Consider the following 20963-nt stretch of genomic DNA (forward strand, 5'->3'; position numbering starts at 1 on the left):
CAGCGGGTTCAGGCGTTCGGGTCTTCGCCGGCGGGGTTGTTTCGGACGCCGGTACGGCGCTGCGGCGCGTGGTGAGCGCGATCGAGAGGGCTCCCAGTTCGCAGAACGCCGCGATCACACCAGCGGGCACGGCCGCCGTCGTCCAGCCCTGAAGTACGAGGTATCCGCTTAAACCCGCGGCAACCAGTCCGACGATCACCAATCCTGTTCTCATCATCGCTTTGTTCACGTGATTTATTCTCGGTGACAATGGTGATCGATGATGGTTTAGATGTGAAACTGGCACCGTTCGGAAAGTGGCCACGACGACAACGATCACTGCTCGCGAGCCGCCCTGATTGGCTGCCCGGGGTCATGTCGTCAAGGTCGGCGAGGTCCCTGTCGGTACGCCGCTCGGCGGCCAGACGGGCCACGGTGGGTTCCGCGGTGAGGCTGACCTCGCCGAGCTCGTCGAGGAAGGCGTCGTCGACCCGGTGGGCGAAGCGCCGGCGCAGGACGTCGGCGTCCAGGAGCGCCCACTCGGTGCGGGGGGCGACGAAGGTGCCGCGCCTTGGGCATGCGCCGACCAGGCCCTTGGCGGCCAGGACGCGGAGCGCCTCGCGGGCGGCGGTGCGGCTCACGCCGAACCGCTCCTGCAGGGCGGCGACATCGAGATCGTCGTCAGGCGACAGTTGCCCGCTGACGATGGACGTGCCCAGGCTGACGACCACCCGGTCGTGGGCTCCCGTGCGGACGTACTGTTTGACCATGACATCTGGCGGGGAGACGGTGGGGGCGGTGCTGCGGCTCAGCGTTCCGGAACACTTCGGGCCACCTCGTACGGGACATCTGGCGATGGGCGACGAGCCTGGCCGGCCGGATGCCATCACGGTGAACTCCCGTCACCTGAGCAGGGGTGGGGTGCCCTGGTTCCCCGTCATGGGCGAATACCACTTCAGCCGCTACCCCGCCGCCGAGTGGCGGGAGGAGCTGCTGAAGATGCGGGCCGGCGGGGTGGGCGTCGTCGCCGCGTACGTCTTCTGGAACATCCACGAGGAGGTGCGTGGCCGTTGTCTCTGGAGCGGCGACCGCGATCTGCGCCGATTCATCCAGCTGTGCTCGGAGGTGGGGCTCGACGTGGTGGTGCGCATCGGGCCCTGGGGACACGGTGAGTCCCGTTACGGCGGCTTTCCCGACTGGCTGATGGCGGCCGACTGCGAGCCGCGTACCGACGACCCCCGTTATCTCGCCCTGGTCCGTCCTTGGCTCGAGCAGATCGGTGCTCAGCTTCGGGGGCTCACCCGCGCCGGCGGCGGGCCGATCGTCGCGGTCCAGGTGGAGAACGAGCTGTACGACCAGCCCGGTCATCTCCTGACGATCAAGCGGCTCGCCGGGGAGTGCGGCATCGACGCTCCCTTGTGGACGGCGACCGGATGGGGGCACGCCCAGCTGCCGCCCGGTGAGGTGCTGCCCGTCTTCGGCGGCTACTCGGAGGCGGCGTGGGACACCGCGCACGACGGATGGCCCGCCCAGAGCCGGGCGCACTACTTCTTCGGGCCCGGCCGGGACGACGACTCCATCGGGGCCGACCTGCGTGAGACGGGCACCGCTCCCGGAGAGGCCACGGGCCGGCCCGCTTCGGCGCCCGGCGGGGAGGAGCACCTGGCCGACTACCCGTTCGCCACCTGCGAGCTGGGCGGCGGCATGTACACCTCCTACCACCGGCGCGCGATCGTCGCGGCCCGTGATCTGGCGGCGCTCGCCATGGTGAAGCTGGGCAGCGGTTCCTCGTGGCAGGGCTACTACCTCTACCACGGCGCCTCGCAGAAGATCGGTGAGCTGTCGACGCTGCAGGAGTCGCACGCCACGGGCTATCCCAACGACTGCCCGGTGGTGAACTACGACTTCCAGGCCCCCCTCGGCGAGTACGGCCAGTTCCGCGACTCCTACCGGCACCTGCGCCTGCAGCACCTGTGGCTGGCCACCGACGGGGCCGCCCTGGCGACGATGAGCCTGGTCATGCCGGATGACGCGCCGTCCGACACCGCCGACCGCACGTCACTGCGCTGGGCGGTGCGCTCCGACGGGAAATCCGGTTTCCTGTTCGTCAACAACCACCAGCCGGTCGAGACGTTGCCCGCGCACGATGACGTCCGGTTCGCGATCACGATCGGCGGCCGGGAACTGCTCGTGCCGTCGCGGCCGGTGTCGATTCCCTCCGGCGGCTACTTCGCGTGGCCGCTGAACCGGCCCCTCGGCGGCGCTCTGCTGCGCTGGGCCAGCGCGCAGGTGGTCTGCGTCCTGGACGGTCCGGAGCCGGTGCTCGTGCTGACGCAGACGGCGGGCCTGCCGGTCGAGCTGGCACTGGACGCGGCGACGGTCACCTCCGTCGACGGCCCCGCGACGGCGGCCCGCCTCGGTGACGACGTCGTCCTGTCGGCTCTCGTCCCCGGCCTCGACTGCCTGCTGCGGGTCACCACGCCGGGCGGGGCGATCACGCGCGTCCTGGTCCTCGACGAGGAAACGGCGCTGGCGGCGGTCCGCGCGCACGTCGCGGGCCAGGACCGGCTGGTGGTGTGCGACAGTCCCGTGGTGCCCGACGGTGACCGTCTGGTCGTGTACGGTGACGCCCCCCTCCGGGTTTTCCCGCCTCTGGACGTTCCCCTGGGAACGGGCAGGACCCGCCCGCCGGCCCCGGTCGAGGTCACCCACCTCGCCAAGGCCGGCCCGCCACGGGCACCGGTGATCGACGAGGCGACCGGGCGCGCGTCCGCGCCGGTGGACGCGGACTTCGACAACGCCGCCCTGTATCACCTCACCGTCCCCGAGGAGGCGTTCGACGGCGACGAGGAACTGCTCCTGCGCCTGGACTGGACCGGCGACGTCGGCCGCGCCTATGTCGGCGGACGGCTCGTGGCCGACCAGTTCTGGTACGGCCCCGTGTGGGAGATCGGCCTGCGCCGCTTCCGCGACGAGGTCGTCCAGCACGGCCTGGAACTGCGGCTGTTGCCGCTGGGGCCGGACGCACCCGTCTACCTCTCCCCCGAGGTCCGCCGGGATGTCGGCCCCGGCGGGCTGGTGGAACTGCGCTCGGCCACGCTGGTCCCGGTGACACGCACCGTCCTCACCGCGGCGCGGGCATGATGGGCATCCTTGGTCAAGGTCCTGCCCGCGCGTGAGACGGGCGGGCCTTCCCGCGGAAAGACCCGCCCGCTCCCCAGGCCCCACCGGCTCTCACCGGCGTCGTGACCCGCGGCGGCCGGCTGTGGCTAGCCGGCCGCGGCGTTGACGTCGAGGTGGTCGATGTTGGGCAGTCCGGCCGCCGTGGTCGGGTCCAGCCGGACGGTGTTGCCGCCGGCGTTCAGGGAGACGGTCAGCGCCTCGGTGGACCAAGCCGTCCAGGTCCCGGTGGATCCGAACGGGACCGTCCCCACCGTGGATCCGTTGACGATCAGGTTCGCCGGCCGTGCGCTGCCGCTGCCGGCGCCGTTGGCGAAGCGGATCCCGAGCGTCGCCGTGCCGGCCGCCGAGGCGTTCACCGTGAACTGGGCGTAAGCCCCGACGGCGGCGTTGCCGTTGCAGAACCCGCTGCCGGAGAAGCCGGCCTGGTTGGAGTCGATCGTGCCCTGGCACACCGCCGGCGCGGTCTCCGCCTCGTAACGCCGCTCCGACGGCGTGTCGCCGGAGGTCCTGACGAGTGCGAGGTCGTCGGCGAAGAGGTGTCCGTTGCCGCTCGCCGCCCGGACGGTGACGGTGGCGGTACCGGCCGGCAGCTGGATGCCGGCGAGTTCGCGCCGGGTCCAGCCGCTCGAGGCCGGGATGTTGAGCGTGCGCGAGTTACCGCCGGCGTCGGTGACCGTCACCTGCGCGGTGCTGAGCGAACCGGTGGTCCTGGCGAACAGCGACAGCCTGTAGGCGCCGGCCGGTACGGTGATCTGCTGCCGCACGCCACCGGCGTAGGCCTGCGAGGCCCCGATCTGCAGCGCGAAGCGAGATCCGTTGGCACCGCCGTTGGCGTTGGTCACGATCGAGCTCGGCCCGGACTCGCGGAAGTTCGTCCATCCCTGCACCTGGGGGACGATGATGCGGTCGGCCTGGAAGGCGGGGTTGAGAATGTAGTTGTTCGCGGGCCCGACACGCCACTCTCCGGTCGTGGCGTTGAACTGCCACTGGCTCACGGAGTGGAACTGCGGCCGGGCGCCGGTCCTGGTCACCGGCATCCACTGGTTGTAACCGATGCCGTTCCAGGCGAAGTCGGCCCAGCGGTCCCCCGCGAAGATCACCGTGTTCTGCTTGGTTCCCTTGACGGTGACGAAGAACCCGGTCTGGGTCACGTGGCTGTAGTCCATCTCGGTGCCCGCGAGCGTGTACTCGCCGGTGTAGGCGCCCTGGATGTTGTCGGTGGTCGACTCCAGGACGTGGGTGACAGAGGTGTTCCAGCCGTGCAGGTCCGACGACGCGTGGTAGTACTTGCCGTCGAGCTTGAACATGGCGTTGCCCTCGCGCCCGGCGGAGTTCTGGCCGATCTGCACCGCGGGCTCCACCCGCAGCGAGTCGGACTCCCTCAGCTTGGCGACGAAGGCGCGGGAGCGTCCCTCCCGGTTGGAGAAGATCAGGTAGTCCTTGCCGTCGTCGTCGGTGAAGACGGTCTGGTCTCCGGTGCCCGTCGTGGGAGAGTTGACGATCTGGGTCTGGAAGTGGGCGTAGTCGAAGGTGTCGGTGGGCGAGTCGCCCTGGAGGATCAGAACCCCGTCACCGCCCATCGACGGGAGGTACGCCTGCACGAGGAGCACGTACTTGCCGGTGTTCTCGTTGTAGGAGACGCCAAGACGTCCCACCCAGCCCGCCTGGCCGAGGTTGGCCCCGCCGCCGAGACCCGTGGAACGGGTGGCGACGCGGTTCTCGAACTTCCAGTTCACCAGGTCCTTCGACGAGTACACCGGGATCGACACGAACGAGACGTCGCCGTCGTACTTCCTCGTGGGATCGGCCCGGTAGAGCTCGGCGCCCGTGTAGTGCACGCCGTACCAGTAGTAGGTGTCGCCGAACTTGAAGACGCCCCCGCCTTGGGAGTAGATGGGGTTGCCGCTGGTGTCGTTCCAGAAGGTGTCGTTGGTGATGGTCTGGAACGTCCCCTCGTCGGCGGCCTCCAGATCACCGGCGGCGGTCACCAGCGCCGTCTTCGCGGCGGCGACCTCCGAGGCGGTCGCCGAGGCGTCGGCGGCGACACCGGTCGCGGTGGTCAACGCCTTGGCGAAGGGTGCCCAGGAGGCGCCGGTGTACCCGCTCGCGGAGCGGGTCCGGTAGTCCGCGACCAGCTTTTTGAGGCCGCGAACCATCACCAGGCCGTCAGCGGCGCTCTGGAGCTTCGCGCGTGCGGTCGCGTCCTCACTTCCCCCTCGCGTGAGCGCCGCCGTCTCGTTCCTGGCCGAGGAGAAGGACGCCCACGACTCAGCGGTGTAGTCCGCGGCGGAGTGACCGGAGACGTGGCCGGAGGGAGCCGCGGCTGCCTGGGGTGCTGCCTGGGGTTCGGCCGCCGCGGCGATACCACCGGGTGCCGCCGCCGACATGAACAGCAACGCCGCGGCGACCAACCCTCCCCGTTTCAATGCCTCACTCACGGTGCGCATCATGGTGTGCCTTTCGTTCATCATCGTGGCGTCGGCGCTGTGCACGCTCAGCCGTTGACGTCGAGGTGGTCGATGTTGCGGAGACGGGGCGGCACGGGCAGGCTGCCGTCGCCCTGGCGGGGCGCGTCCCAGCCGGAGGTCGACACGCTCTGGAACTGCGAGTCCGAACCGCGCCGGAGTCGTACTCGGCGCCGAAGCCCCCCACCTTGAAACCGACGCCGTTGCCGGAAGGCGTCGTCGTTCCCGGCATGTACCCGTTGCGCCCGGACGAAGACGTTGTTGTCACCCGAGACCCAGATCCCCCAGGACTCGGCGTTCAGGGTGTTGTTCTGCGGCACGCCCCTGACCTCCAGCCCCTTGAGGTGGAGGTGGCTGCCGGTGACGCCGAACCCCTTGATCCGGCAGTTGTCCGTCATGCGGGAGAAGTCGAAGACCGGCTTCTCCCCGGGATAGGCCCCGTAGCGGATCGGATTACCGAAGGCGCCGCTCTTGTCCAGGGTGATCGCGTCGACCCGGGCCGTCTGACCGGCGCAGCCGCTGTTCGCGCGGGTGTAGGCGTAGGTGCCACCCCGAAGGTAGACCGTGTCCCCGGGCTGGGCGGCCGCCTGCGCCCGGGCGATCGAGGCCCACGGAGCGGCCTGGGTCCCCGCCGCGCTGTCGCTGCCGTTCGGGGCCACGTGGTAGACGCTTGCGGCGGTCGCGCCGCTCGCCGCGGTCGTGCCGGGCATGACCGCGGCCACCATGACCAGGATCGCCGAGGCGGCGACCCGGCGAAGACCTCGCCACCGTTGTGTGAGATGCATCGAGATCTCCTTGACCGGGTGATCAGGATGAGCGTGCGAAGGCGGACGACCGGGCAGGCCGGATGGAGAAGGGCCTCCCCGGGTACGCGGCGATGTCGGAAATGCCTTCTGACATCGGCGAAGCCGGCATGCCGGCTCGTTCCGAACTGATCACTGGGGGGTGTGAATGGTTCACGGACAGACAGTCCCTGCCGTATGAGTCGCGACCGGCGCTCCAGCAGTGCCGGACGCGATCCCAGGATGGAGGAACAGGGTGGGGCGAGCCTGTACTTGTTCCGTCTTCGTTGCAGCGAGGAGTGCAGATTGTTAAAGCGGTTTAACCACAAGAGGTGAGCCGCTGTCAACATCCGTCGTCGGCCTCGCGGTGAAAGTCACCACCGGCCAGCCGGGCCGATAGGTGCACCCTGAACGTTTCATGCGCCAGGGCCGGGGTCCGTGCCGCCGGTTGACGAGGTCGGGCACCGGGCCCGGTGTCCGGCCGGCCGTCCGGGACCGCCGCTGCGCGCGGACGGCTCGCGCAGGATCGCCGCCCCTGGGCTCCCACGACCGGTCAGATCATGATGGAAACGTTTACGAGAGAACGGGCCTGAAGGTCGACGAACACCGGCGGCACGGCGAAACCGTACGCCAGTACGCGCGGCGCTCCGAGAGCTCGATCGCGCATCCCGCCCCGTCCCCTCGCTCGCCGTCGTCGCGCCTCGGCACCGATTCGGTGAAAGTTTCACAGCATGGGCCGCGTCATGGTGGGCGATCTTCGGTGACGCCCGTCCCGCGACGGGCGCACGACGGGACTTCCATGACGTCGGCGACGCGGCCGGGCAACGCGTCGGCGCGCCCGCAGGTCCCGGTCTTGACGAGCACGTCGGCGTGACGATGGCGTGACGGAGGGGGAAGCCGCCTTCCCGGCTACCGGGAAGCCCGCGGTCACGCTGGATGACCATGACGGCGCCGCGCGTCCTTCATGTCATCCCGGAAGAGCCGCACACCCCCCTGACGAAGGCGATGCCGGCGTCAACACCAAGAATCGATCTCCTCCCAACACCGTGAACCGCTGGTTACACAGAGGAGTTTTAACGCTAACAACATCGGCGGCCGGGGCGGCGCCATCGAGGTGCCCACCTTCGTCCGCCGCGGCGACCACTACTGTCTGCACGTCCTGAGCGGCGCACCACCGCACCCCGAACCAGAAGATCGCGCGAACGCGCCACCAACCGGCACCACGGCGATCCCCCTCCCCCGGTACCGAGCACACGGCATGTGATCGGCACCGGGGGCAGGGCTTACCGCGGATCCGCGGTCACGTCGAGACGACCGTCAGACGGCCGTGCGCGACCACTGCTGGTTGGTGCCGGTGTTGCACGAGTACTGCTTGAGGATCGCGCCGTTCGCGGTCGACGCGGCCGGTACGTCCACGCATTTGCCGCTGTGTCGTGCCCGGAGCTGGAAGTAGCCGCCGTTGGCGACCATCTGGAACTGCTGGTTGTTGCCGGTGCCGCAGGTGTACTGGACGATCTCGGCACCGTCGGCGGTCGAAGCGCTCACCACGTCGAGGCACTTTCCGCTGTGGCGGCTGACGATGCGCCAGTAGCCGCCGCCGGCGTCCTGGAACTTCCACTGCTGCCACGCGTTGCCGCCGTAGGTGTACTGGCCGACGCGCGCGCCGTTGGCGGTGCTCGCTTGCTGGATGTCCATGGCCTTGCCGCTGTGGCGTGCGTCGATCCGGTAGAACGTTTCCGGCGAGGGCGACGGTGAGGGCGAAGGGGTGGGTTCGCTGACGGCGTCGCCCCAGCCATACCGGATCCGGTTGGCGCCGTGGCCGTTGCGGGTGGTCAGGTTGAGGGTGGTGCCGCTGCCGCCCAGAGCGAACATCGAGTACCAGTCGTAGCCGATGGTGCCCGTCTTGCCGCCGAGGGCGGGCCAGTAGGTGCCGCCCATCTGGTTGTCGCGCATGACCTGGGTCATGGCGCGGATGTAGCGCACGAAGTTGTCGGTGCTGTTCGGGTCGCTGTAGTTGAGGCCGGTGGACATCGGCGCACCGTACTCGGTCGCGACCGCGCGGGAGGCGCAGTTGCCCAGACGCGTCTGAATGTGGCTTCGGAAGTCGTCGTAGGTCATGGCGCCGTAGAAGAAGGCGTAGTAGTGGAAGGACAGCAGTGTCGAGTTGAAGCGGCTGTCGTTGCAGATGTCCCGCAGGTCCTGGCTGAAGCCGGTGCCGCCGATGAGCACCCGGCTGGGCACCGCCGAAGTGTGATAGCTGAGCCAGTTCGCCGCGACGTTGCGCCAGTCCGCCGACGAGTAGCCGTGTGGCTCGTTCATCGGCTCGAAGTAGACGTTGCTGTTCGAGCCGTAGGTGTTGGTCACGCTGGACCACATCGTGTTCCACGCGGCGAGGTTCGTGATCCTGCCGCCGGAGGCGGCGCCGTCCTCCCAGTAGGCCAGGATGACCTTGAATCCGCGCTCGGTGGCGGCGTCGATGGCGCCGCGGTAGGCGTTCCACCAGGTCGTGTTGGCCACGGTGTGAGTGTTGATGGGCAGCCGGACGGTGTTGACCCCCATGAGGTATTCCATGCTGTCGTAGAGCGAGTTGGCCTTGGCCCGAACTGTCGCGTTGCTGTCGGACTGACTCAGGCCCTGCACGACCAGCGTGCCGGTGCTGAAGTTGTCACCCAGCACCGCCCAGTTCATGCCTCGGAATTGCCTGGTGTCGGCATTGGCCGGCGGCGCGGAGACGACGAGGCTTGTCACTGTGGCGAGCGCGGCCGCCACAAGGGCGATCAGTAACCGGCGCGACGGCCGGGTGCTCCGCGATGGTTTTGATGGGTACCCATCGGACGCCGTGATCAGTGCCATGAAATGTCCAATCACTAGATCTGAATTCCTGGGTCAAGCTCTCGGCAGGAGTGACGACCGGGTCGTTCCGGTTCAAGGGCATCCGGTGGAGACCGTCGGAGCTCACCGCCAGGTGGAGGGCGTGGTTGTCACCGGACCGGTTCGGTGACTCTTCGAGGTGGCCCATGACATGGGCCGAACACATGGCCGCCGACGCTGACGGCACCGCGGCGAGGTGGACGACGCCGCTCAGCACGGCCGTCGGCCACGTGCCGGTGGCGGCGATCTTTGACGTGGGGACACCGCGGGCGTCCTTTCCGGGAATCGGTGAGGAGACGGCGACTTTCCGGGAATCGGTGAGGAGACGGTGAGGGGCGACATCACCGCCGCGCACTCACGGTGAGGCCTCAGGGGCGATGGGCCACGTCAACGGGCGCGCGAAGAAGTGTTAACGCTAACATTTATGCATAAACCTCGTCCCTGCGAGCTTGGCAATGGGGCGATTGGTTCCCGATGAAGGGTCGGCGATCGGGTCGCATTCATGTTTCCGTTGCATTTCCGCAAAGTGTTGGGGTTCACAAGCGGGATGTCAACATCTCGCTACGAGAAATTCATCTCCGCGCAGCCGGCATCCTGCGGCAGCGGCGATGGCGGGTAGCGCCGGCCTCCGGTCGCGGACGGCCGTATCGCCTGTTCAACCCGCTTCGGTGCCCGGCGGCCGGTGGCCGGGGTCGTCGTGCCGGCCTTCGGGCCGCGGACCGGAAGGTCCGGTGCGGTCCATGACAACGGGTATTGACCGTACTCATGTGAACGCACACACTGGTGCGATGTCGACGTAGCCCGCCGCCCTGTCGCGGTTACGGGCCGCGCGTCGCCCATTGAAACCTGCGTTGTTATCGCGTTCCAATAGTCATGTCCGATTACGTTGACGCCCACGTAATCGCGGCGATGGTGCCGCCCGTGCATCCGTGCCGGCGAGTCGCGTGGCGTCGCCTTCCCTGTCGCCCGGCCCGCCCGATCGTGCCCGACCGTGCCCGGTCTCCGAGGGCCGCCATCGCCGAAGGTCGCCGTGCCGGCGTTTCACCTCATCGCCCGGTTCGGAGGCGTCACATGGATCCGGGCCGGCGCCCCCTGTCGTTCCTCGCCTGCAGACCGCCGCGACAGAGCCACGAGCGGCCCGTCCGCCTGGCCGCGGCATCGGTGCACATTTCCGAGCGCGGCAGCCCCTGAGATGATCGCACAAACGCCGGATTTGATCGCTTCGCCACTGAGGATCAACTTCGATCAGGTCCGATCGGTACTATGAGGGGCCCTAAGGAGGAGTATGACCAGTACGGCGACCGGCCCCCCTGTTCGGCTCGCGGAGAGCGTCGTCCCAGGCCCGCTGCTCGGCAGGTGGGGGGCGACCGCCTCGCCGGATGCGCTGATCGACGTCCTGGCGCATCCCGGCCGTGCGCTGCCCCTGCCCTCCCTGAGCGGTGGGCCGCCGCTGCGGGCGCTGGAGCGCGTGCGGGAGCGGGCGGAGGCCGAGCGCGGGTCGCCGTGGGCGCAGCCGCTCGCCACGCAGTACGCCAGATATTTTCAGGACGGCGACCGCACGGTCTACGAGGGCGGCGTGTTCGCGCGCCAGGAGCGGCTCACCCGAGCCGTGCTCATGGCCGCGGCGGACGGGTCGGACGAGTGGCTGGCCGAGGCCGCCGACGGGCTCGTGCTGGTGTGCGAACAGAGCTCGTGGTGCTGGCCCGCCCATGAGGAGTCCTGCCGGTCGCGGGGCACCGTGCTGCCCGACCCGGCCACCCCCTGCCTGGATCTCGGTGCCGGTGACGTGGCCGCCCAGCTCGCCTGGGCGGACCACCTGCTCGGCGAGCGGCTGGACGAGCGATTCCCCGGGCTGCGTGACCGCCTGCGCGCCGAGGTGCGGTGGCGGGTTCTGGAGCCGTTCACCCGGCGGCGCGACTGGCACTGGCTGGGGCTGGACGGCCGTGTGCACAACTGGTGCCCGTGGATCTGCGGCAACGTGCTCGTCGCCGCGCTGCGCCTGGCCGAGCCGGGAGCGGAGCGGGCCCGGCAGGTCGCGCTGGCGATCGAGGGCCTCGACCGCTACCTGGCGGCGCTGCCCGGCGACGGGTCGGTGGACGAGGGCTACGAGTACTGGTGGAACGGTGCCTGCCGCGCCCTGGAAGCGCTCGACGTGCTGGAGTACGCCACGTCCGGGGAGCTGGGGGCGGCCGACGTGCCGGTGGTGCGCGAGACGGTGCGGTTCCCCCACCGGATGCATCTGGGCGGGGCGTGGTACGTGAACTTCGCCGACGCCCGCGCGCTGCCGCCCGCCGAGCAGCCCTGGCACGTGCCGCACCGCTGGGCGCGGCGGATCGGTGATCCCGACGGGATGCGGCACGCCGCCGCCCACCGCGCCGGGACCGTCGCCCCCGCCGCCGAGCTGGGACGGGCACTGAGCGAGCTGGCCGACGTCACCTGGCTGGAGGCCGGCCCGGCCGAACCGCCGCTGGTGGCCTCGGCATGGCTGCCCGGCACGCAGGTGGGCGTCGCCCGCGTCGCCCGCGGCACCGAGCGGGGTCTCGCCCTCGCGGTCAAGGGCGGCCACAACGACGAGAACCACAACCACAACGACGTCGGCTCGGTGATCGTCGCCGTCGACGGGACACCCGCCGTGGTCGACGCGGGGCGGCCCACGTACACGGCGCGGACGTTCGGACCCGACCGGTACGCGATCTGGACGATGCGGAGTGGCTGGCACAGCGTGCCCGAGGTGCGCGGCACCCCGCAGGGGCAGGGCGCGTCCTTCGCGGCCGGGGACGTCACGGTGGCCGACGAGCCGGACGCCTTCCAGATGAGGATCGACCTCGCGGGCGCCTACCCCGTGGACGGGCTTGAGCGGTGGTGGCGCACGGCCAGGCTGGACCGGGAGACCGGCGGCGTGACGATCGAGGACTCCTGGGCCTTCACCGACGCGGGCCCGCCCAGCGAGGTGCGGTTCCTGCTGTCCGGTCGGGTGCGGCAGGAGGCGCCGGGGCAGGTGACGATACGGCCGCCAGGCGGGGGCCGGGCCGCGGTCCTCTCCTGGGATCCGGAGCACGCCGCCGGGTCGCTGACCGAACGCGAGCTGGACGATCCCCTGCTCGTCGCGGTGTGGGGCGACCGGCTGACCCGGTTGCGGCTGGAGCTGCCCGGCACCGCGAGCGGATCGCTCCTGGTACGCGTGGAGGTGCGGCCATGACCCTGTCCGGCTCATCGGCCTCGCTGCCCGACGAGCGCCGCACCCGGGTGGTCGAGCTGCTGCGGCGGCGTGGCTCCGTCCGGGTCGCCGACCTGGCCGAGGAGCTGGACGTCTCGGTCATCACCGTCCGCCGTGACATCGCGCTCCTCGCCTCGCAAGGGCTGATCCGGCGGGTTCGGGGCGGGGCCATGCCGCACGGTGGCGCCCCCGCCGGCGAGTCCGGCGAGGAGGTCTCGCCCCGGCCGGTCGCCGAGGAGGGCGCCGGCGACGGACGGCGGCTCACGATCGGGATGGTCGTGCCGTCGCTCGACTACTACTGGCCGGAGGTGATCCGCAGTGTCCGCGAGGCCGCCGCGGCGGCCGGAGCCAGGGTCGTGCTGCGCGGCGCCACCTACCAGGCCGCCGACGAGCGGCGGCAGTTGTCAGGGCTGATGGACCTTGTCGGCGTGGACGGGCTCCTGGTCGCGCCGACCACCACCGGTGACGACGGCGAGGAACTGGTGCGCTGGTTGCGGCAGGCGCCGGTGCCGGTCGTGCTCATCGAGCGGGCCGCCGCCGTCGGGCCGTACGAGGAGACCATGGAGTCCGTCATCAGCGACCACGCGCTGGGCGCGGCCATGGCCGTGCGCCACCTGGCGGCGCTGGGACACCGGCGGATCGGGGTGGTCACGACCCTGCACAGCCCGACGACGCCGCACGTGCGGCGCGGATGGCGGCAGGCCTGCCAGGAGCTCGGTCTGGAACTCGACGGCACCCCGGACCTCACCACCGTCGACCAGCGCAACCCCGAGTGGAACGAGGTCATGGACCAGATCCTCGGTTCGTGCCTCGGCACGGGCACCACCGCGCTGCTGGTCCACTCCGACCCGGAGGCGATCAGCCTCGTGGAGCGGTGTCAGGAGAGGGGCGTCCGGGTGCCCGCGGACCTGGCCGTGGTCACCTACGACGACGAGGTCGCGGAGCTGTGCGATCCGCCGCTGACGGCGGTCCGCCCGCCCAGGAAGGCGATCGGGCGGGCGGCGTTCGGCCTGCTGTGGGCTCGCCTGACGGATCAGGACCCGCATCGGCCGACGCATCGCGTGGTCATCGAGCCCCGGCTGGTCGTGCGCTCCTCCTCGTCCTGACGTGCGCTCCTCCTCGTCCTGAGGGTGGGCCGTTCACGGCAGAAGGGACGCGGGATCCAGGGTGTCCTCGGCGCCGTCCGGCCAGACGATCCGGGCGGCCGCGTTCGCCCAGCCGATCTCCGGCGGGGCCGAGGGCACGCTCGAACCGAGGTGAATGCGGGCTTCGTACCATCTGCGCGGCTCGGCGGCCGCGCTGGTTCCGCACCAGGGAACGAGGGTCCGGCCCGACAGCGGGGTGGCGTTCTCGGCGAGCGTCACGTCGGACAGGTCGAGGCCGGGGCCGGGGACGATGCGCGAGATCAGGCGGGACGACGGAGTGGCGGGGACGGGCCAGCCGCCCAGGCGGAGGGGGGCCTCGCACGTGGGGAGGACGAGGACCAGACGAACCTCCCAGGTGCCTCGCAACGCCGACAGGACGGTGATCCAGGGCCCCAGGACGGCGGTGCCCGACCGGCCGTAGCCGTGGTCGGCGGTTTCCGGGTCCGGGTCCACCCAGTGGGCCCGCCAGCGGGAGGCGCCGACGGCGGTGCCCGTCGGCAGGCGGTCCACGAGGAGGGTCTCGAAGCCGGTGCGATGGCTGGGCCGGCCGTCGGGGTCCAGAAGCGTGACCGACTGGTCGAGAGGGTCGTCGGCGTGCGGGCCGGCCAGGATGGGCGAGGTGGCGCTGGAGTATCCGAGGCGGGCGTACAGCGGCGAGTCCGTGCGGTGGTCGCCGGGCGTGGCGTGGTCGGTGCCGTGGTTGACGACGCGCACGACGCCGTCGGCGCGGGTGCCGGAGACCAGCCAGCCCGGTGATCGGATCACGAGCTGGAAGTCCTCCCGCTCGACCGGCAGCGGCTCCTCGACCGAGGTCCACACGGGGTGATCGGCGGGCAGCGCCAGTCCGTACAGGCCTTTGGCGGCCCAGTAGGGGGAGCCGGTGCCGGAGTACGACTGGGCGATCGGCCGCCAGGGGCCGTGCCAGCCGAGCGTCAGGAGTCCGTCGTCGTCGGGGCTGCCGTGCTCGGCGAAGTGGCGGGCGATGCCGGAGGCGGCGCGGCGCAGGAGACCCGGCGCGGGAGTCGCGACACCGGCCCGCGCTCCCGCCCAGAACTGGGCGGCGGCCGCGAACCGGTAGGTGAGGCTGCGGCCCTGGATGAGCGGAGAGCCGTCCGCGCCCACCAAGTGGACGGCGTCGTGAAGGTAGCGCGTGAACCGGGACAGGTAGGCGGCACGGCGGGTGTCGGCGGCCGGGTCGCCGGCCGCCATCTCGGTCCACAGCAGCGGATAGAAATGGAGGGCCCAGCCGACGTAGTGGTCGTAGCCGCGCCGCTCGCCGTCGGAGTACCAGCCCTCCTCCCGGACGAACCCGTCGGTGAGCGCGAGCCCGGCCTCGACGTCCTGGCGCGAGGACGGGCCGCCCACCGAGGCGAGGAACCGCTCGACCACGAGCTGGAACCAGATCCAGTTGATCGGCGGGTACGCGGCGCCGACCGCCGGGGCCAGGTAGCCGATCACCCGCTCGCGCACACCGTCGTCGAGGCGGTCCCACAGCCACGGGCGGGTGAGGTGCAGCACCAGTGCGATGGAGGCGGCCTCGACCTTGGCCTGGTCGTGCTCCTCCAGCCTCACCCAGCGCTCGGGAGAGGCCGGGTCGGTCCCGGCCGCCAGGCCGCGCGCGTACCACTCCAGGTAGCCGTGCGGGTCACGGCCGCCCTCCCCCGCCACCCGGAACCCCGCGGCCAGGAATGTCCGGGCGAACCCCTCCAGCGCGTCGACGTCCGGCCCGTACCCGCCCGGCTCGCCGGGAAAGGAGATCCGCGCGTGCGAGGGGGAGGCGTACCGCCGTGCGGACAGCAGCAGGCGGTCGGCCAGGGCGGCCCAGTGATCCCTGGTCCAGCCGGTGTAGGGCGAGAGCCGTCGGTCGTCCAATTCCCGCAGCCAGCGCATCAGGCCTCCTGTCGTGACTCCGACTGTCGTGACTCCGAACGAAACCCCGCGATGCCGGCACCGTCCCGGCGAACACGTCGAGCAGCGAGGAATCAAAAGCGTTCACACTGATCGTCGTTGACGGCACCCGGAGTCCTCGGATGATCGTATTGATCAGTAACGATCATATTAGCGTTAACAATCTATTGACCTGATTGAAACGATCGGTCATGATCGGCGGCACTGGCAAGCGCTGGCTGGCGAGAGGACCGGGGTGAGAGACCGACGATCACAGGCTCTGCTGGTGATGGATCCGGTGTACGTCGACGTGCAGTTCCAGGAGCCACAGCTGCGGCGGTTGCGCGATCTCGTCGAGCTCACCGACCCCGTGGCGACGGCGGACCTCGACGATCCGCTCGTGCGCCGCCGGCTGCGCGAGGTCGAGGTGCTCGTGACCTCGTGGGGCTGTCCTCCGCTCACCAAGGAGCGGCTGGACTGCGCGCCGGAGCTTCGGGCGATCTTCCACTGCGCGGGGACGGTGCGCCCGTTCGTCACCGACGAGGTCTGGCGGCGCGGGCTGCTGGTGACCAGCGCGGCGGACGAGAACGCCGTCTCGGTCGCCGAGTTCACCCTCGCCGCGATCATCTTCGCGGGCAAGAAGGCTCCGTTCCTGGCCCAGGACGCGCGCAGGCATCGCGACGACTGGTCCTACCTGGAACGGCGGGGCGAGCTGTCCAACCGCGGGCGCACGATCGGCGTCGTCGGCTTCTCGCGGGTGGGCCGCCGGGTCGTCGAAAGGCTGCGCAGCCTGGACGTGGACACACTGGTGTACGACCCGTACGCCGACGCCGCCAAGGTCGGTGAGGCGGGCGGCCGGCTGGTCGGTCTGACCGACCTGCTGCCGCGCTGCGACGTGCTCACCCTGCACGTCCCGGAGCTTCCCTCCACCCGTCACCTCATCGGGGCGCCGGAACTCGCCCTGCTGAAAGACGGCACGACCGTCATCAACACGGCGCGCGGCACCGTCCTGGACACCGCGGCCCTGGAGACCGAGTGCGCGAGGGGACGCCTGGACGCGATTCTCGACGTGACCGACCCGGAGCCGTTGCCCGCGAACTCGCTCCTGTACGACCTTCCCAACGTCATGATCACCCCCCACATCGCCGGATCCCTGGGATCGGAGACCCGGCGAATGAGCGACAGCGCCCTCGACGAGCTCGAACGCTACCTGTCCGGCCGGCCGCCGCGCGCGGTGGTGACGGCCGACGAGTTCGCCGTGAGCGCCTGAGCCCGGCCTCAGGGAAAGGAAACAGACCGATGTTCAACCCCGTTCCGCCCCCCAGGAATCGAACGCGGCGCCACGTCGTGAAAGTCGCGGGGGTGTCCGCCATCGCGCTCGTGCTCGCCGCGTGCGGCGGCTCCGGCGAGCCCGCCGAGGGCGGCGGCGGACCCGCCACCCTCACCGTCACCGTGTGGAACCTCGCCAAGACCCCCGAGTTCACCGCGCTGTTCCAGGCGTTCGAGAAGGCGAATCCCGACGTCAAGGTGAAGCCGGTCGACATCCTCGCGGACGACTATCAGGACAAGGTCACCACCATGCTCGCCGGTGGCGACAGGTCGGACGTGATCACGATAAAGAACGTGACGGACTACGCGCGCTACTCCAGCCGCGGGCAGCTCGTCGACGTCACCGATCTCGCCACGTCGGCCGACGCCTCCAAGCTGGCGGGTCTGCAGGCCTACAACACCGGGAACACCTACTACGCCCTCCCCTACCGCCAGGACTTCTGGCTGCTGTACTACAACAAGACCCTGCTCGACAAGGCGGGCATCAAGCTCACCGGCGCCATGACGTGGGACGACTACGCCAAGTACGCCCAGCAGCTCACCGGGGACGAGGACGGCAAGAAGGTCCACGGCACCTACCACCACACCTGGCGTTCGGTGGTCCAGGCGATCTCCGCGGCGCAGACGGGCGGCGACCAGCTCGGCGGTGACTACGCCTTCTTCACCGACCAGTACACGATGGCCCTGGACCTGCAGAAGAAGGGGGCGGTCATGGACTTCGGCACCGCGAGCGCCCAGCAGGCCGACTACCGGAACGTGTTCGGAACCGGCGCGGCGGCGATGATGCCCATGGGTACCTGGTACATCTCGGGCATTCTTGAGGCCAAGAAGAAGGGCGAGAGCAAGGTCGACTGGGCGCTCGCCCCGATGCCGCAGCGGGCGGGCTCCGGCGAGGCCGTCACCTTCGGTTCCCCGACGGGGTTCGCGGTGAACAAGCGGAGCAAGTCCGCCGACCTCGCCAAGAAGTTCGTCCAGTTCGCCGCCGGCAGGGCGGGCGCGGAGGCGATCGCCCAGGTGGGCGTGGTGCCGGCGCTGCAGGATCCGGCGATCACGGAAGCCTACTTCAAGCTCGAGGGCATGCCGTCGGACGAGCTGTCGAAGAAGGCGTTCGAGCCCGGCAAGGTCGTGCTGGAGATGCCGGTGAGCGACAAGAGCTCCGACGTCGACACCATCCTCAACGAGGAGCATCAGTTGATCATGGTCGGTGAGAAGTCGGCCGCCGACGGCATCCGCTCGATGAACGAGCGCGTCAAGAACGAGGTCCTCAACTAGGGCGGCCGCGGCGGGCTCCGCGGCCCGCCGCCCGTCCACCTGGTCTGCGAAGGAGTCACGAAGGACGACCATGGCCCATGTCATGCCGCAGCCCGCGCCGACCGAGCCGGGCGAACCTCGGGTGCCCCACGGCAGTCGGGCCTGGCGCAACACCCTGGTCGGGTGGAGCTTCATCCTGCCGAACTTCCTGGGCTTCGCCCTGTTCACGCTCATCCCGGTGATCGCGGCGTTCGTGCTGGCGTTCATGGACTGGGACTCCTACGGAACGCCCGAGTGGGTGGGGCTGAGCAACTTCGAACGATTGTGGGGGGACGAGAACTTCCACGTCGCTCTTCGCAACACGCTCTACTACGCGCTCGGCCACATCCCGCTGACCCTGATCGCCGCCCTCGCCCTGGCGCTGGCGCTGAACCGGCGGCTGCGCGGCGTGAACTTCTTCCGCAGCGCGGCGTTCTTCCCGTACATCACCTCCCTGGTCGCGGTGGCCGTGGTCTGGAACATGCTGTTCAATCCGACGGCGGGACCGATCAACCTGCTGCTGGAGGCGATCGGCGTCCAGGACCCCCCGCGCTGGATGTCGAGCACCGGCTGGGCGATGCCCGGGGTGATCATCACCAGTGTGTGGCGCGACATGGGCTACTACATGGTGCTCTACCTGGCCGGCCTGCAGACCATTCCCAGGGAGTACTACGAGGCGGCCAAAGTGGACGGGGCCAACGCCTGGCAGCGCTTCTGGGGCATCACGCTGCCCTCGCTGCGGCCCACCACCTTCTTCGTGCTGGTCATGCTGACCATCCAGAGCTTCAAGGTGCTCGACCTGATCATGGTCATGACCGGAGGCGGCCCCGGTCGCAGCACCCTGGTGCTGGCCCAGCTCGTCTACCGGGAGGGCATCGTCGAGGGCCAGTTCGGCTACTCGTCGGCGATCGCGCTCGTGCTGTTCCTCATCGTGTTCATCGTGACCATCGTCCAATTCCGGATCAACGAACGGAGATACGCGTCATGACCACGTTGCGCGATGCTCCTTCGGCCACGGTGCCGCCGCCGCGACACGACGGGCCCACCGGATCGCCGGCCTCCTGGTACCCCGCCGCCCGCAGGACGCTGGCCTACCTCGGGCTCGTCACGGTGACGTTGCTGACGCTGGTGCCGTTCGGAATGATGCTGTCGGCCTCGCTCAAGCGCAACAGCGAGGTCCTGGCGGTCCCGATCCAGTGGATTCCGGAAGAGCTGCGCTGGTCGAACTTCGTGGAGATCTGGGAACGCGCCCCGATGGCGACCTACCTGGGCAACTCGCTTTTCCTGTCGGTCACCATCACGTTCCTGCAGGTGCTGACCGGCAGCTTCGCCGCCTACGGGTTCTCCAAGGTCCGCTTTCCCGGACGCGACGCGCTGTTTCTGGGCTACCTCGCCACCATCGCGGTGCCGTGGCAGGCCTACATGGTGCCGCAGTACATCATGATGCAGCGGCTGGAGCTGACGGACACGTACTGGTCGCTCATCCTGATACAGGCGTTCGGCGCGTTCGGCGTGTTCCTCATGCGCCAGTACTACATGTCGATCCCGGACGAGCTGTGCGAGGCGGCCAGGATCGACGGGCTCAGCGAGTACGGCATCTACCGGCGGATCATCCTCCCGCTGTCGAAGCCGGCGCTCGCCAGCCTGGCGCTGCTGACGTTCGTCACCACGTGGAACGACTACATGGGGCCCTTCATCTACCTGACGAGCAACGAGCTGTGGACGGTGCAGCTGGGCCTGCGCTCCTTCGTCGGCCTGTACGAGGCCGAACACGCGATGATCATGACGGGTGCGGTGCTGTCCGTGCTGCCGGTCCTGGTCCTCTTCCTGTTCGGGCAGCGCTACTTCATCCAGGGCGTCGCGACGAGCGGGCTGAAGGGGTGAGCGCGGTGCGCGGCCTGCTGCGCCCGGCCCGGCAGGAGACGTACGAGAAGGTCTTCGGCATGGTCTACGTCGGATTGACGACGAACCTGCTGCTGGCGATCTCGTGCGCACCGCTGCTGGTGGCACTGGCCCTGGTACGGAGTCCGTCGGCGTCGTGGCCGTTCTTCGCGGTGCTCTCGGCGGTGTGCGCGCCGGCGCTGGCGGGCGCGTTCCGGTGCTTCGCGCTGCTCGACGAGGGCTCGACGGCGGTGTTCGCGGCCTTCTGGAACGGTTATCGGCGGGCGGCGGCGCGGGCGCTGGTCACCTGGCTGGCGGGCGCCGCGGTGGCAGGCGTGCTCGTGGTGGACGTCCTGGTGGTCGGTGGCACCTCGTGGGGTCCGGCGCTGCTGCCGTTCTTCGTCACGGCGGGCGCGCTGGTCGTGGCCACGACGGTGACGGTGCTGGTCGTGGTGGCCGAATCGTCGCGTCCGGTCCGCGGCCTGGTCCTGCCGTGCCTGTACCTGGTGGCGCGTCGCTGGTATCTGACGCTGCCGACGCTGGCGGTGCTGGCGCTCGCGGTCGGCATGGTGCTGCTCGAACCGGTCGTCGGCATGCTGCTGGGAATGGCACCACTGCTCTACGTGGTCTGGGCGACGAGCCGGTTCGTTGTTCTGCCGCTCCTGCCGAAACCTTGACCGGCCCTCGCTCCCGGTCCGCGACATCGGCACGGTGAGGGCGACCGGCGCCTCGACGAAGCGCTGAGGTCTCGCGCGGACGGCGATCCTCCGGAAAGGAGGGCGAGTGCGGCACGACTCAGCCGCACGCCTTGCGCGGCCCGTCTCACCGTCGAGAACGCATTCCGATTATCGCGGTACCGCCGGACACGAATTGCGCGCCGTCCATTGACGAAGGACCCTTCGCCGGGCTAATAATGCGCCTACGCCCGAATCAC

Annotated in this window: 14 protein-coding genes; 9 read left to right on the forward strand and 5 right to left on the reverse strand. The window is 69.9% G+C overall.

Going from position 1 to position 20963, the window contains the following annotated elements; genetic code table 11:
- Positions 1-8: 8 nt before the first annotated feature.
- A complete protein-coding gene (locus tag AB0G15_RS16930; RefSeq protein WP_362840197.1) occupies positions 9-749 on the reverse strand; it encodes a GntR family transcriptional regulator in 741 nt (246 codons plus the stop codon).
- On the opposite strand from AB0G15_RS16930, the gene AB0G15_RS16935 reads away from it, so the two are divergent.
- Positions 748-3123, forward strand: coding sequence for a beta-galactosidase (locus tag AB0G15_RS16935; RefSeq protein WP_362840199.1), 2376 nt, complete (start codon positions 748-750; stop codon positions 3121-3123). The two genes, AB0G15_RS16930 and AB0G15_RS16935, sit on opposite strands and share 2 nt — an antisense overlap.
- 125 nt (positions 3124-3248) lie before the next feature.
- Here AB0G15_RS16935 and AB0G15_RS16940 read toward each other — a convergent pair whose 3' ends face one another.
- The 3 genes from AB0G15_RS16940 to AB0G15_RS16950 all read right to left on the reverse strand — a co-directional run bounded on the left by AB0G15_RS16940 (position 3249) and on the right by AB0G15_RS16950 (position 9097).
- Positions 3249-5600, reverse strand: coding sequence for a family 43 glycosylhydrolase (locus tag AB0G15_RS16940; RefSeq protein ID WP_362840202.1), 2352 nt, complete (start codon positions 5598-5600; stop codon positions 3249-3251).
- A 56-nt stretch (positions 5601-5656) separates the two neighbouring features.
- A complete protein-coding gene (locus tag AB0G15_RS16945; protein WP_362840205.1) occupies positions 5657-6412 on the reverse strand; it encodes a hypothetical protein in 756 nt (251 codons plus the stop codon).
- A gap of 1314 nt (positions 6413-7726) precedes the next feature.
- Positions 7727-9097, reverse strand: coding sequence for an RICIN domain-containing protein (locus tag AB0G15_RS16950; protein WP_362840208.1), 1371 nt, complete (start codon positions 9095-9097; stop codon positions 7727-7729).
- Between the two features lie 215 nt (positions 9098-9312).
- On the opposite strand from AB0G15_RS16950, the gene AB0G15_RS16955 reads away from it, so the two are divergent.
- The 3 genes from AB0G15_RS16955 to AB0G15_RS16965 all read left to right on the forward strand — a co-directional run bounded on the left by AB0G15_RS16955 (position 9313) and on the right by AB0G15_RS16965 (position 13603).
- Positions 9313-9612: a hypothetical protein gene (locus AB0G15_RS16955; RefSeq protein WP_362840211.1), complete on the forward strand. Its 300-nt coding sequence runs from the start codon at positions 9313-9315 to the stop codon at positions 9610-9612.
- 953 nt (positions 9613-10565) lie between these two features.
- On the forward strand, positions 10566-12479 hold the full coding sequence (locus AB0G15_RS16960) for a heparinase II/III family protein (protein WP_362840214.1): 1914 nt from the start codon (positions 10566-10568) through the stop codon (positions 12477-12479).
- Complete coding sequence (locus AB0G15_RS16965; protein WP_362840217.1) at positions 12476-13603, forward strand: substrate-binding domain-containing protein; 1128 nt, start codon at positions 12476-12478, stop codon at positions 13601-13603. Before AB0G15_RS16960 ends, AB0G15_RS16965 begins: the two co-directional genes overlap by 4 nt.
- A gap of 33 nt (positions 13604-13636) precedes the next feature.
- On the opposite strand, the gene AB0G15_RS16970 is transcribed toward AB0G15_RS16965, so the two are convergent.
- Positions 13637-15532: a DUF2264 domain-containing protein gene (locus AB0G15_RS16970; RefSeq protein ID WP_362840220.1), complete on the reverse strand. Its 1896-nt coding sequence runs from the start codon at positions 15530-15532 to the stop codon at positions 13637-13639.
- 253 nt (positions 15533-15785) lie between these two features.
- Here AB0G15_RS16970 and AB0G15_RS16975 point away from each other — a divergent pair, with 253 nt between their 5' ends.
- The 5 genes from AB0G15_RS16975 to AB0G15_RS16995 all read left to right on the forward strand — a co-directional run bounded on the left by AB0G15_RS16975 (position 15786) and on the right by AB0G15_RS16995 (position 20706).
- Positions 15786-16799: a hydroxyacid dehydrogenase gene (locus tag AB0G15_RS16975; RefSeq protein ID WP_362840223.1), complete on the forward strand. Its 1014-nt coding sequence runs from the start codon at positions 15786-15788 to the stop codon at positions 16797-16799.
- Between the two features lie 92 nt (positions 16800-16891).
- Positions 16892-18130 (forward strand): sugar ABC transporter substrate-binding protein, encoded by a 1239-nt coding sequence (locus AB0G15_RS16980; protein ID WP_362840226.1) that lies wholly within the window; start codon positions 16892-16894, stop codon positions 18128-18130.
- A gap of 70 nt (positions 18131-18200) precedes the next feature.
- The gene (locus AB0G15_RS16985; protein WP_362840229.1) at positions 18201-19136 is read left to right on the forward strand and encodes a sugar ABC transporter permease; all 936 of its coding nucleotides are present in this window, start codon (positions 18201-18203) and stop codon (positions 19134-19136) included.
- Positions 19133-20032 carry a carbohydrate ABC transporter permease gene (locus AB0G15_RS16990; protein ID WP_362840232.1) on the forward strand — a complete coding sequence of 300 codons (900 nt, stop codon included), beginning with the start codon at positions 19133-19135 and terminating at the stop codon, positions 20030-20032. The genes AB0G15_RS16985 and AB0G15_RS16990 overlap by 4 nt, the downstream gene beginning before the upstream one ends.
- On the forward strand, positions 20029-20706 hold the full coding sequence (locus tag AB0G15_RS16995; RefSeq protein ID WP_362840235.1) for a hypothetical protein: 678 nt from the start codon (positions 20029-20031) through the stop codon (positions 20704-20706). Before AB0G15_RS16990 ends, AB0G15_RS16995 begins: the two co-directional genes overlap by 4 nt.
- The last annotated feature ends 257 nt before the right edge of the window (positions 20707-20963 follow it).

The sequence above is a fragment of the Streptosporangium sp. NPDC023825 genome (assembly GCF_040639575.1).
Classification (GTDB): domain Bacteria; phylum Actinomycetota; class Actinomycetes; order Streptosporangiales; family Streptosporangiaceae; genus Streptosporangium.

Excerpts from the sequence above, each read along its gene's own strand:
- AB0G15_RS16935 (WP_362840199.1), top strand. The coding sequence starts at position 748 with ATGACATCTGGCGGGGAGACGGTGGGGGCGGTGCTGCGGCTCAGCGTT.
- AB0G15_RS16930 (WP_362840197.1), bottom strand. The coding sequence starts at position 749 with ATGGTCAAACAGTACGTCCGCACGGGAGCCCACGACCGGGTGGTCGTC.
- AB0G15_RS16945 (WP_362840205.1), bottom strand. The coding sequence starts at position 6,412 with ATGCATCTCACACAACGGTGGCGAGGTCTTCGCCGGGTCGCCGCCTCG.
- AB0G15_RS16950 (WP_362840208.1), bottom strand. The coding sequence starts at position 9,097 with ATGAACTGGGCGGTGCTGGGTGACAACTTCAGCACCGGCACGCTGGTC.
- AB0G15_RS16960 (WP_362840214.1), top strand. The coding sequence starts at position 10,566 with ATGACCAGTACGGCGACCGGCCCCCCTGTTCGGCTCGCGGAGAGCGTC.
- AB0G15_RS16965 (WP_362840217.1), top strand. The coding sequence starts at position 12,476 with ATGACCCTGTCCGGCTCATCGGCCTCGCTGCCCGACGAGCGCCGCACC.
- AB0G15_RS16970 (WP_362840220.1), bottom strand. The coding sequence starts at position 15,532 with ATGCGCTGGCTGCGGGAATTGGACGACCGACGGCTCTCGCCCTACACC.
- AB0G15_RS16985 (WP_362840229.1), top strand. The coding sequence starts at position 18,201 with ATGGCCCATGTCATGCCGCAGCCCGCGCCGACCGAGCCGGGCGAACCT.
- AB0G15_RS16990 (WP_362840232.1), top strand. The coding sequence starts at position 19,133 with ATGACCACGTTGCGCGATGCTCCTTCGGCCACGGTGCCGCCGCCGCGA.